Source organism: Streptomyces atratus (assembly GCF_014648655.1).
Taxonomy (GTDB): domain Bacteria; phylum Actinomycetota; class Actinomycetes; order Streptomycetales; family Streptomycetaceae; genus Streptomyces; species Streptomyces atratus.
In genome coordinates, this window is record NZ_BMRN01000037.1 from 34699 (window position 1) to 47215 (window position 12517).

A 12517-nucleotide genomic window follows, 5' to 3' on the forward strand; every position below is an offset into this window, starting at 1 on the left:
CCTCCCCCGTACGCCCGTACGCCCGATTCAGCCCGACCCCCGACACCGAAGGAATCTCATGACGTCCGCGACCCACGCCGAAGTCGCCGCGCTCCTGGAGCGCGCCCACCGGATCGGCTCCGACGCCCGCAACACCAACTACGCAGGTGGCAATACATCGGTCAAGGCCACCGCCACCGACCCGGTCACCGGCGGCGAGACCGAGCTGCTGTGGGTCAAGGGGTCCGGTGGTGATCTCGGCACTCTGACCGAGGCCGGTCTCGCCGTGCTGCGCCTGGACCGGGTGCGCGCGCTCAAGAACGTGTATCCGGGGATGGAGCGCGAGGACGAGATGGTGTCGGCGTTCGACTATTGCCTGCACGGCAAGGGCGGCGCCGCTCCGTCCATCGACACGGCGATGCACGCACTGGTCGAGGCCGCGCATGTCGATCATCTGCATCCGGACTCGGGGATCGCGCTGGCGTGCTCCGCCGACGGTGAGAAGCTCACGGCGGAGTGTTTCGGCGACAAGGTGGCCTGGGTGGGCTGGCGCAGGCCCGGGTTCCAGCTAGGTCTGGACATCGCCGCGGTCAAGGAGGCCAACCCGCAGGCCGTCGGTGTGATCCTCGGTGGCCATGGCATCACGGCCTGGGGCGAGACGTCCGAGGAATGCGAGCACAACGCGCTGTGGATGATCCGCACCGCTGAGGCATTCCTTCAGGAGCAGGGCAAGACGGAACCGTTCGGCCCCGTGTGGGCGGGCCGGGAGGCCCTCGCCGAGGAGCAGCGCCGGGAGCGAGCCGCCGCGCTCGCCCCGCTGATCCGCGGTCTGGCCTCAACCGACCGTCCGCAGGTCGGCCACTTCACCGAGACGGAGCCCGTGCTGGACTTCCTCTCCCGCATCGAACACCCGCGGCTCGCCTCGCTCGGCACCTCGTGCCCCGACCATTTCCTCCGTACGAAGGTCAGCCCACTGGTCCTCGACCTGCCCGCGGACTCCCCGCTGGACGAGGCTGCGGCACGCCTGAAGGAACTGCACAGGGAGTACCGGGAGGCGTATCGCGCGTACTACGAGCGTCACGCAACCCCCGACTCCCCCGCGATGCGCGGCGCGGACCCGGCAATCGTGCTGGTGCCCGGAGTCGGCATGTTCTCCTTCGGCAAGGACAAGCAGACTGCCCGGGTCGCCGGGGAGTTCTACCTCAATGCCATCAATGTGATGCGCGGCGCCGAGGCCGTCTCCTCGTACGCGCCGATCGAGGAGTCCGAGAAGTTCCGGATCGAGTACTGGGAACTGGAGGAGGCCAAGCTGCGCCGGATGCCGGAGCCCAAGCCACTGGCCACCCGGGTGGCGCTGGTCACGGGTGCGGGGTCCGGTATCGGCAAGGCCATCGCGCACCGGCTGGTCGCGGAGGGGGCGTGTGTCGTCGTCGCGGACCTGAATGCGGAGAACGCCTCCTCGGTGGCGCAGGAGCTCGGCGGGCCCGACAAGGCTGTCGCGGTGACGGTCGACGTGACCAGTGAGGAGCAGATCGCCGGGGCGTTCAAGGCGGCGGTGCTCGCGTTCGGCGGTGTGGATCTCGTCGTGAACAATGCCGGGATCTCGATTTCGAAGCCGCTGCTCGAAACCACGGCCCGGGACTGGGATCTTCAGCACGACATCATGGCGCGCGGCTCGTTCCTGGTCTCGCGTGAGGCAGCCAGGGTGATGCGGGCGCAGAACCTCGGCGGCGACATCGTCTACATCGCGTCGAAGAACGCGGTGTTCGCGGGCCCGAACAACATCGCCTACTCGGCGACCAAGGCCGATCAGGCTCACCAGGTGCGGCTGCTGGCGGCCGAGTTGGGCGAGCACGGGATCCGGGTGAACGGCATCAACCCCGACGGTGTGGTGCGTGGTTCGGGGATCTTCGCGGCCGGCTGGGGTGCCCAGCGTGCGGCGACGTACGGCATCGAGGAGGAGAAGCTCGGCGAGTTCTACGCCCAGCGGACCCTCCTCAAGCGCGAAGTGCTCCCGGAGCACGTCGCGAACGCCGTCTTTGCACTGACCGGCGGGGACCTCACGCACACGACCGGTCTTCACATTCCCGTCGACGCCGGTGTGGCGGCGGCGTTCCTGCGATGACCCGGATGAGAGTCCCATGTCTGTGACGTCACCAAGCGACGCGGTCTTCGCGGCCGTGGACCTCGGTGCCACCAGCGGCCGGGTGATCACCGGCCGGGCCGGGCCCGGCAAGCTCGTACTGACCGAGGCGCACCGCTTCCCCAATACCCCGGTCCGGCTGCCGGACGGGCTGCGGTGGGACGTGCTCGCCCTGTACCAAGGGATGCTGGACGGTCTGCGGACCGCTGCGCGCAGCGGTCCGATCGCCTCCGTCGGCATCGATACCTGGGCGGTCGACTACGGCCTTCTCGATGCCGACGGGGCACTGCTCGGGCTGCCGTTCCACTACCGCGACAGCCGTAACGGCCAGGCAGCCGAACAAGTGCTGGCCGAATGCGGGGCGCAGGAGCTGTACTCCGTCAGCGGCTTGCAGCATCTACCGTTCAATACGGTGTTCCAGCTCGCCGCGCATCAGGCGAGTGCCCACCGGGGTGCGGCACGGACGATGTTGTTGATCCCCGATCTGCTGGTGCACTGGCTGACCGGAACGGTTGGCGCGGAAATCACCAACGCGTCGACGACCGGCCTGTTCGATGCATCTGCCGGGACCTGGTCCGATGCGCTGATCGGCCGACTGGGTCTGGCGCGTTCCTGGTTTCCGCCCCTGCGTGAGCCGGGTGACCCGGCGGGGACACTGTTGCCGCATGTTGCCGAGTACACCGGGCTGCCGGCCGGTACACCGGTGACGACCGTCGCTTCGCACGACACGGCGTCGGCGGTCGCCTCGGTGCCCGCGGTCGAGCCCGGATTCGCGTATGTGTCCTGTGGCACCTGGTCGTTGGCAGGTCTGGAACTGGCGGCCCCGGTACTGACGGAGGAGTCCCGGGCGGCAAACTTCACCAATGAGCGCGGGGTGGACGGCACCATCCGCTATCTCCGCAACATCATGGGCATGTGGCTGCTGGAGGAGTGCCGCCGTGCCTGGGAGCGGCAGGGTACGGCTCCGGGCCTGGCCGAACTGCTCGCAGATGCGGCCCGTGCCCGGCCGTTCGCCGCGTTGATCGACCCCGACGACGAGACGTTCCTCGCCCCGGGTGACATGCCGTCGCGCATGGACGCCCATCTCGTACGGACCGGACAGAAACCGCCCGACACTCCCGGCGGGTATGTGCGGTGTGTGCTGGAGAGCCTGGCGCTGGCGCATCGCAGGACGTTGCGGCAGGCCGCCGGTCTTGCGGGGCGGGAGCTGACCCGGATCCATCTCGTCGGCGGGGGTTCACGCAACGAGCTGTTGTGCCAGTGGACCGCGGATGCCACCGGCCTCCCGGTCACGGCCGGTCCCGCCGAGGCGACCGCGCTCGGGAACGTACTGCTGCAGGCACGCACCCATGGCCTGGTCGGCGACCTCATGGACATGCGACGACTCGTCGCGCAGACGCAGGAATTGCGCCACTACACCCCTCAGGGAGATCAACAGGCCTGGGACCGGGCTGCCGCAAGGCTGGAGCCGGCCTGAGTCCTGGACACCTCGACACCGGGAACCCGGGCCCCTCTCCACGGAAGCCCGGGTACTCGATGGATGACGAAGGAAGGAAACTCATGACTGATGTATCTCCCGCCGTGCTCGACGGCGTGCTCGCCCGCACCACGCGTCGCCGCACGCGTGTCGGTCTGGTCTCCGGTGGACTCGGTGCGTACTGGCCGCAGTTCCCCGGCCTCCTCGACCAGCTGCAGGGATCGGCGCGCTTCGTGACCGGGCGGTTCGAGGAGATGGGCTGCGAGGTCGCCGACGCCGGCTTCATCTCCGACCCGCAGGAGGCCGCCACGGCGGCGGAACAGCTGCGCAGGGCCGACTGCGACATCGTCGTGATGTTCCTGACGACATATCTCACGGCCTCGATGGTCCTGCCGATCGCCCAGCGCACCCGCACCCCGGTACTGGTCATCGACCTCCAGCCGACCCAGGCGATGGACCACCCGAACACCGACACCGGCAAGTGGCTGGCGTACTGCGGACAGTGCCCGCTGCCGGAGGTCGCCAATGTTTTCCGGCGAAGCGGTATCCCCTTCCGCTCCGTCTCCGGCCATCTGCACGACGAGAACGCCTGGAACCGGATCCGTCGCTGGATCTCGGCCGCGCAGGTGCGCGGCGCCATGCGCCACGGCCGGCACGGGCTGATGGGCCACCTCTACCCAGGGATGCTCGATGTCTCCACCGATATGACGCTGGTCTCCACCCAGTTCGGCGGACACGTCGAAGTCCTCGAATTCGACGACCTGCGGGTCAGAGTCGCCGCCGTGACGGACGAGGAGGCCGCCGAACGCATCGCGCTCGCGCGTACGGTCTTCACCCTCGACGACTCCGTAGGCGAGGACGATCTCGCCTGGGCCGCCCGGGTTTCGGTCGGACTCGACCGGCTCGTCGAGGACTTCGAGCTCGACAGCCTCGCCTACTACCACCGCGGACTCGAGGGCGAAATCCACGAGCGGCTCGGCGCGGGCATGATCCTCGGCGCGTCGCTGCTGACCGCCCGAGGCATCCCGATGGCCGGTGAGTACGAGCTGCGCACCAGCCTCGCCATGCTGATCGCCGACACCATCGGCGCCGGCGGTTCCTTCACCGAGCTCCAGGCTCTCAACTTCCGCGACCGGGTCGTCGAGATGGGCCACGACGGCCCCGCCCACCTCGCGATCAGCGCGAAGGATCCGCTGCTGCGCGGGCTGGGCGTGTACCACGGCAAACGCGGATGGGGCGTCAGCGTCGAGTTCGACGTCAAACACGGTCCGGTCACCACGTTCGGCATCGGTCAGGAGGCGGACGGCACCTTTGCGTTCATCGCCTCCGAGGGCGAAGTAGTCCCGGGACCCCTGCTGGAGATCGGCAACACCACCTCCCGCGTCGACTTCGGCTTCGACCCTGGCGAGTGGACCGACGCCTGGTCCTCGACCGGCATCGGCCACCACTGGACTCTCTGCACCGGCCACCGCGCCAAGGACCTCAAGGCCGCGGCAGACCTCCTCGGCATCCCGTTCCGCACCGTCACCGGCCCCAACGACCTCTGAACCGGCCTCCGCCGTCCCGGTCCGTCTCAGTTCCGTCTTCGTCCGCCCCGGCCTGCCCCAGTCCGTATTCGCCAGATCAGTCCGTCGCTCGGGAACCGGAGTCCAGGCCGAGTTCTCGGTCGCCCAGCGTGGCGAAGAAGAGCGCCACGTCGGCCTCGGAGACCTCGGCCAGATCCGCCGGGCTCCACCGGGGATTGCGGTCCTTGTCAATGATCTGGGCACGCACGCCTTCCACCAGGTCGGGCCTGGTGAAGGCGGTGCACGAAGTCCGGTACTCCTGGTCGAGCACCGCCTCCAGGCTGTCGAGCCTGCGAGCCCTGCGCAGGGCGGAGAGTGTCACCTTGAGCGCGGTGGGCGACTTGGCCAGGATCGTCTCGGCGGCCTGCTTGGCAGCGGGGACACCGCTGTTGTCGAGGCTGTCGAGGATCTCCTCGACGGAGTCGGCCCGGTAGCACGAATCGATCCACTCGCGGTGCGCATCCAGTTCGCCGCCCGGCGCGGGCGAGGCGAATCTCCGCACCGTCTCCTCGATCTCGGCAGCCGTACCGCAGGCGGCGAGGGCCCTGGTGAGCTCGGCAAGGCGTTGCGACGGTACGAAGTGATCGGCGAGCCCGCACAGCAGCGCATCACCTGCGCCGACCGCATCCGCGGTGAGCGCCAGATGGGTGCCGAGCTCACCGGGCGCGGCACCGAGCAGGTACGTCCCGCCCACATCGGGGACGAAGCCGATGCCGGTCTCGGGCATGGCGATGCGCGAGCGTTCGGTGACGATCCGGACGTCGCCGTGGGCCGAGACACCGACGCCGCCGCCCATCACGATGCCGTCCATGATCGCGACATACGGCTTGGGGAATCGGGCGATACGGGCGTTGAGCCGGTACTCGTCACGCCAGAAGTCGATCGATGTGCCGCCGCCCGCGCGGGCGTCCTCGTGGATCGAGCGGATGTCGCCGCCGGCGCAGAGGCCACGCTCCCCTGCCCCGGTGATCAGGACCGCGGCGACGGTGTCGTCGAGCTCGGCTTCGGCGAGTGCTCCGTCGATGTGCGCCACCATGGCGTGGTTCAGCGCGTTGAGGGCGCGCGGGCGGTTGAGCGTGATGTGCCGGATGCGTCCTTCGGTGTGCAGCAGGACGGGATCGTCGTGGTTCATGAATGCGCTCCGGTCAGCCCCTGTGCCGTATCGCCCACCGATCGCGGACGATCTTCCGCTGCCATTCTGCGGGGCGGGTCCCGGGCTCGGGCAGCAGGGGTGCGGAGGCCGCCCGAATCGGCCCTCAGCCCGGTTTTTGCCGGGTGTCCGCTGTGGCAGCCTGCCGGAACGGGTTCGACAATTGAGACACCCCGTACGGGCCGTGCCGCCCGGCTGCCCCGCCGGAAGACGTCCGGAGCAGGAATGACCGATTACGACCGGCAACCGAGCACGTCCGTCCCGCCCCGCCTGCTGATCGAGAAGACGCACAACGGCGAGACCGCGACGGCGCAGCGGCTTGCCATGAATCGGACGGGCAGTTTCGAGTGGGACATGGATGCCCACTCGCTCGACATCGATGAAGCGGGCCTGCTGGTTTTCGGGCTGGACCCACTGGCCTTCGACTCACGGCCCGAGTCCCTGTTGGAACGGCTCGAACCCTCGGAGCGGACCAGACTCAATGCGGCGATCGACGAGGCGGTCAAGGGTGGGCGCAGCTCGTACAGCGTGCACTTCCGGGTACCGCTCGACGACGGCAGGGACCAGTGGACCCATGTCCAGGCCCGGATACTGCGCAGCGATGACGGCTGGGCGCATCGAGTCGTCGGGGTGGTACGGGACGCGACGGCGGAGGTAACCCATTCGGCCTTCGTGCGGGACCTGGAGAAGCGGCGACAGCGCCAGACCAGCATTATTGAACGCACAACGAGCGCGTTGTCACATGCGGTGACCGTGGATGATGTGACCGCCGCGCTCACCGGACCGGGCGGGCTGGACCGGCTCGGCGCGGACGGCCTCGCACTCGGTCTGGTCGAGAACGCCACACTGAACGTCATCGCCCTGAGCGGCGACCCACTGGAGGCGATCGACGAGCTCGGGTCCACGGGTCTGGACCGGAGGTACCCCCTGGCCGACGCAATTCTCAGCGGCCGCCCCCGGTTCCTGACCTCGGTCCCGGCACTCATCCACCACTATCCCGTGCTGACTCCCTACGCGGGGCGGCTGGAATTCCGCGCGGCCGCCTATCTGCCGCTCGTCGCCCAGGCGCGTTCCCTCGGCACCCTGGCGCTCTTCTACCACGAAAACACGACTTTCAACGCTGATGAGCGCAATCTGTCTCTGGGACTGGCTGCCATCGTGGCCCAGTCCCTGCAGCGGGCGAAGCTCTTCGACGAGGAGCGCGAATTCGCCACCGGCCTCCAGTCGACCATGCTGCCGCGGCGGGTCCAGGAGATCGAGGGCGGCGAGATAGCCGTGCGCTATCACGCGGCCTGGAGCGGACGCCAGGTAGGCGGGGACTGGTACGACGTGATCGCGCTGCCGATGAACCGCTTCGGCATCGTCGTGGGTGACGTGCAGGGCCATGACACGCATGCCGCCGCCATCATGGGCCAGTTGCGTATCGCCCTGCGCGCGTACGCCGGTGAGGGACACCATCCGTCGACGGTGCTGGCCCGGGCCTCACGCTTCCTCGCCGAGCTGGACACGGAACGCTTCGCGACGTGTACGTACGCCCAGGTCGATCTCGCCTCGGGGACCGTGCGTGTGGTGCGGGCCGGGCACTTCGGACCGCTGATCCGGCACACGGACGGCCGGGTCAGCAGCCCGCAGGTGCGGGGCGGTCTGCCCCTGGGCATTTCGACCGACTTCGAGGACGAGGAGTTTCCGGAGACCCGTCTCGACCTGGTGCCGGGCGAAACCCTTGTCCTGTACACCGATGGACTCGTGGAAGAGCCGGGGGTCGATGTCGATACAGGCGTGCAGACTCTGATCAACGAGGTCAGCGCGGGGCCTGCGGGCGCTCAGGCGCTGGCCGATCATCTGTCGGACCGGCTGTGGGAGCGTTGGGGTTCGGGGGACGATGTCGCCCTGCTGGTGCTGCGGCGCAGCCCGGACCCGGGGTCGCCTCGGGCTCCGCGGTTGCACCAGTACGTCCACCAGGCGGACCCGGAGGGGCTGTCCGACGCCCGCACCATCGTGCGCCAGGCCCTGACCGACTGGGACATGGCCGAATTCGCCGACGACGCCGAGCTGGTGACCGGGGAATTGCTGGTGAATGTACTTCTGCACACGGAAGGTGGCGCGGTACTCACTCTGGAGGTGCTGCCGGAGCCCGTCCGGCGGGTCCGGCTGTCGGTTCAGGACCGTTCAAGCGTGTGGCCGAGACGTCGCAGCCCTGGCGAGACCGCGACATCGGGTCGAGGCCTGCTGCTCCTGGATGCCGTCGCCGCCCGTTGGGGCATCGAGCCTCGCGGCGAAGGGAAGGCCGTCTGGTGCGAGATCGGTCCGTCGGCGCCGCCCACCTCTACTCCCCCGCTGCCGCCCGCGGAGCAGGAGCAGGAGCAGGAGCAGGTGTGACGAAAGCGCAGAGGGGTGTGTCGTCCTGCGTGCGGGACGACACACCCCTCGGCCGGTGGTCCTGGCACACTCCTGCGCCAGGACCACCGGTCTACGTCACTGCTGTGCGGTACGACGCTTGCGCACGGACCACATGTTGCCGCCACCGGCCAGCAGGACGGCCACAGCCGCTCCACCGATGATCGGAGTGGTGGACGAGGAACCCGTCTCGGCCAGGTCCGGCGAGCTGGGGCTCGGAGAGGCCGCGGCAGGGGCGGACTCCGAAGCTGCCTCGCTGGGCGTGGCGCTCTTGACGGGTGCCTCCGGGGAGGGGCCCTGCGACGGCGTGGCGTCGGGCGGCGCGGGCGACGGGGTGGTGCCCTCGCACATCGGTGCCAGCTTGGTCTCGTCGCGCGAGAAGTTGTCGCCGTCGCCGGCCTTGATGACGAGGTGAACCGTCATTTCCTTGTCGTGCTTGGGCAGCTCGAGCTTCTTGTGGAGCTCCCTGCCGAAAGTCTCGGTGGGTAGGAGGTCTTGCCGTCGACGGTCACCTGATTGGTGACGTTGCCGTTGTAGGCAGTCAGGTCAAGGCTCACCTCGGTGCAGGTCACGGCCCAGGTGGGGGTGTGAGCTGCGGCCGGGCCGGCGGAGAGGACCGTGCCGGTCAGGCCGACCACCGTTGCGGCCGCGAGTTTCCCCCCTGCACGCAACGATCTCCTGGGTATGGTCATGAATTCTTCCTCCGCATGAGCCTCATCGCCCGAATTGCGGTGGGGCGCACAGTACTGCCCCCGATAGCTACGCACGCACCCGCCCCACGAAGCATGCGAAGTCACAACTGACCCCACATCACCACCGCTCGAGACATGACGGCCAAGGCGGCTGTCACAGAGGGCGGTGCATGATGTGCAGTCCGACGAATCCCTGTTTCGGATGGTTGAACCCTTCGGGCAGGGTTCCCAGGATTTCGAAGCCGAGCGAGCGGTAGAGCCGGACAGCGTAGGTGTTCGTCTCCACCACGGCGTTGAACTGCATGGCGCGGAACCCCGATGAGCGAGCCCATTCCAGCGTGTACGCGCACAGGGCCCGGCCCACACCCTGTCCGGAACGCTTGGGGTCGACCATGTAACTGGCGCTGGCGATGTGCGCGCCGTTGCCCATGTGGTTGTTGTTCATCTTTGCCGTGCCGAGGATGGCCCCGTCGTCGTCGGCTGCGACGACCGTGCGGTTCGGCGACTCGAGGAGCCACCAGGAACGGGCGTCGTCCTCACCGAGATCGAGCGGGTAGGTGAAGGTCTCGCCAGCGGCGACGATTTCGTGAAAGAACGGCCAGATGGCAGGCCAGTCCTCGGCAGTGGCTTCCCTGATCAGCATGTGGGCCAGGATGCCGGTGTTGTTCTCCCTGCGCGAGTTGTTTACCGGAAAGGACGCCGGGATGCGCGCCTACGCAGACCGAGCCGGGCAAGCAGCCCAAGTGCGGCTTCTGAAGCCGCTGTCGGCGCAGGTGCAGGATCGGCCGACGGACCGCGTACCGGATCGGCATCGCGTACAGGAACGAAGGTCGGTGCGGGCTCGGGCGCCGGGACAGGACCGAGTGCCGGGTCGGGGCTGAAGACCTGGACGGGTTCGGAGACCGAGACAGGTTCGGGCCCAGCGACGGGCTCGGGCTCCGGTTCCTGCACCCTCTCGAGCCCGAGCCCGAGCTCGTTACCGGGGCCTGGGCGCCACTCGTCGCCCGGACGCGGGGCCGGCCTGGCCTCCCGGGCGTTGTCCAGTTCCATGATCAGGCCGACCCGCCGCCACAGCATCTCGTCCGGTTCGTCGGCCTGCATCAGGCGCCCCACGGCCTCCCCAGCAGAAGGCGACCCCATCGGCCCGAAAACCGGTTCGGGCCGGATCCTTGTGAGGTAGGCGCGCTCGTACGGATCGTCGACCACCTCTGCCAACTGCACCGGGTCCAGCGTGCCCGCGAGCACGGCCGCGCGGGCCCAGGGGTCCTCCGTGAGGCTCAGCAGCCGTTCGATGCGGCGCGAGCGCCAGTTGCGCGCACGGAGGTCGGCGCCTCCCTCCAACCGGCTACGCACCCAGGCCGGGCTCTTCCCCACCAGGAGCTGAGACTCCCTGGCGGCGAACTCCGCAAGCTCCTGGGCGAGATAGAGCCAGACCACCGCCCGGTACCGGTTGAGATAGAACGTGATCGGCGTGAGGCATCCCGCACGGGCCAGCTTGGTGAAGCGGTCCGGACTGATCCCGAGCAGTTGGGCGCCTTTCGCCGTCCCGACGGTGTGCACCCTCTCCCGCAGCGCCTCCGGGAACCCGTCCTGCGACCGCAGCCGGTCGACCTCCTCCCTGCGGACCCTCGGCCTTCCGCCACCCTGCTGCACCAGCACGCGGACCAGACCCACATGTACGGCGATGGCGAACTCGCCGCGCTTCAGCTGAAGTTCCTGGGCTGCTGTGCCCACAGCCATCGTGCTTGCGGTATGCGCACACACAGCTTCGGTAACAGTCATGATGCTCTCCCCCGTGAGACTCACTTACTCTCTGTGAGCACCGTAGCCCGGGAAGTCATCGCCCGCCCGGCCTGTGGATAACCCCCATGGCCGGGTCAAGTCCGCTTGATTCCTTCGCTTTCCGCCTGCCGCGCGGCAACACCGAGATGCTCTCCGACTCTGTTCACGAGCAGCGTCATCTCGTACGCGACCTGACCGACGTCGGCCTCGGCCGCGCTCAGCACACACAGACAGCTGCCGTCCCCTGCGGCCGTCACAAAGAGCAGTGCCTCGTCGAATTCCACCATGGTCTGCCGGGCCTTCCCTGCGCGGAAGTGGCGTCCCGATCCGCGGGCGAGGCTCTGCAGCCCGGACGAGACCGCTGCGAGATGCTCCGCGTCCTCACGCGCCAGGCCTGTACTCGCTCCGGTCACCAGCCCGTCGTTCGACAGCACCAACGCGTGCCGTATGTGCTCGACCCTGCTCGTTAGATCGTCAAGGAGCCAGTCGAGTTCCCTGTCCAGCGCCATTTCCCCGCTCCTCCCCGCTCATGCGTTCCCCGTGCCCCACGTTTCGCGTAAGCCTCGCGCACTGGTCACGTACGGGCAAGCACTCCTCGGCCATGTGGCTGGGTCGTGGCCCCTTGGCGCGCAACAGATGTGCGCCGGGAGGGTCAGCTCACCGAGTCGAGGAGCCGGGCGGTGTGCATCCGGCCGGCGTATTCGACCATGCGGATCAGGACTTCCTTGCCGGAGTCCCGGTCGCGCGCATCGCACAGGACGACGGGCGTGCCGAGGTCGAGGTCCAGGGCACGGGACACTTCGCGTTCGCCGTAGGCGCGGGCGCCCGCGAAGCAGTTGACCGCTACGACGAAGGGGATGCCGCGGTGCTCGAAGTAGTCGACGGACGGGAAACAATCCTCCAGGCGCCGGGTGTCGGCGAGGACGACGGCCCCGAGCGCCCCTTGGGAGAGCTCGTCCCACAGAAACCAGAAACGGTCCTGTCCCGGTGTGCCGAACAGATAGAGCGAGAGACCGGACCGGATAGTGATGCGTCCGAAATCCATGGCGACGGTAGTCGTGGTCTTCTGCTCGACCCCGTCGGTGTCGTCGACCGACTGTCCGGCCTCGCTGAGGAGTTCCTCCGTCCGCAGCGGCCGGATCTCACTGACCGCGCCGACCAGCGTCGTCTTCCCGACCCCGAAGCCTCCCGCGACCAATATCTTCAGTGCGAGGGAGTCGGTTTCCGCGGCCTCCCCGGCCGTCTCTCCGTGGGTGGTGTCAGCATGCTCGGAAGGCATCGATCACTTCTCTCACCAGTGAGTCCCAAGACGCTGAATACGCAGGTCAGAGC

At 68.4% G+C, this 12517-nt stretch carries 9 protein-coding genes and 1 pseudogene; 4 read left to right on the top strand and 6 right to left on the bottom strand.

Features of this window, described 5'->3' with window-relative positions; genetic code table 11:
* Positions 1-58 precede the first annotated feature (58 nt).
* From IEZ15_RS34365 to IEZ15_RS34375, 3 genes are all read left to right on the top strand, one after another.
* Positions 59-2104 carry a bifunctional aldolase/short-chain dehydrogenase gene (locus tag IEZ15_RS34365; RefSeq protein WP_189280847.1) on the top strand — a complete coding sequence of 682 codons (2046 nt, stop codon included), beginning with the start codon at positions 59-61 and terminating at the stop codon, positions 2102-2104.
* A 16-nt stretch (positions 2105-2120) separates the two neighbouring features.
* Positions 2121-3599, top strand: coding sequence for a rhamnulokinase (locus IEZ15_RS34370; RefSeq protein ID WP_189280848.1), 1479 nt, complete (start codon positions 2121-2123; stop codon positions 3597-3599).
* Between the two features lie 83 nt (positions 3600-3682).
* Positions 3683-5146 carry an L-fucose/L-arabinose isomerase family protein gene (locus tag IEZ15_RS34375; protein ID WP_189280849.1) on the top strand — a complete coding sequence of 488 codons (1464 nt, stop codon included), beginning with the start codon at positions 3683-3685 and terminating at the stop codon, positions 5144-5146.
* A gap of 76 nt (positions 5147-5222) precedes the next feature.
* Here IEZ15_RS34375 and IEZ15_RS34380 read toward each other — a convergent pair whose 3' ends face one another.
* Positions 5223-6296: an enoyl-CoA hydratase/isomerase family protein gene (locus IEZ15_RS34380; RefSeq protein ID WP_189280850.1), complete on the bottom strand. Its 1074-nt coding sequence runs from the start codon at positions 6294-6296 to the stop codon at positions 5223-5225.
* Positions 6297-6539: 243 nt separating this feature from the next.
* Between IEZ15_RS34380 and IEZ15_RS34385 the strand changes: the two genes are divergently transcribed.
* On the top strand, positions 6540-8693 hold the full coding sequence (locus IEZ15_RS34385; protein ID WP_189280851.1) for a SpoIIE family protein phosphatase: 2154 nt from the start codon (positions 6540-6542) through the stop codon (positions 8691-8693).
* Between the two features lie 96 nt (positions 8694-8789).
* Here IEZ15_RS34385 and IEZ15_RS34390 read toward each other — a convergent pair.
* The 5 genes and pseudogenes from IEZ15_RS34390 to IEZ15_RS34410 form a co-directional block, all read right to left on the bottom strand.
* Positions 8790-9403 (bottom strand): annotated as a pseudogene (locus IEZ15_RS34390) (LAETG motif-containing sortase-dependent surface protein).
* Positions 9404-9557: 154 nt separating this feature from the next.
* The gene (locus IEZ15_RS34395) at positions 9558-10046 is read right to left on the bottom strand and encodes a GNAT family N-acetyltransferase (protein ID WP_189280852.1); all 489 of its coding nucleotides are present in this window, start codon (positions 10044-10046) and stop codon (positions 9558-9560) included.
* 41 nt (positions 10047-10087) lie between these two features.
* On the bottom strand, positions 10088-11143 hold the full coding sequence (locus IEZ15_RS34400; RefSeq protein ID WP_189280853.1) for a DUF6397 family protein: 1056 nt from the start codon (positions 11141-11143) through the stop codon (positions 10088-10090).
* Positions 11144-11280: 137 nt separating this feature from the next.
* Positions 11281-11694: a roadblock/LC7 domain-containing protein gene (locus tag IEZ15_RS34405; protein WP_189280854.1), complete on the bottom strand. Its 414-nt coding sequence runs from the start codon at positions 11692-11694 to the stop codon at positions 11281-11283.
* Between the two features lie 143 nt (positions 11695-11837).
* A complete protein-coding gene (locus tag IEZ15_RS34410; RefSeq protein WP_114248577.1) occupies positions 11838-12464 on the bottom strand; it encodes a GTP-binding protein in 627 nt (208 codons plus the stop codon).
* Positions 12465-12517 lie beyond the last annotated feature (53 nt).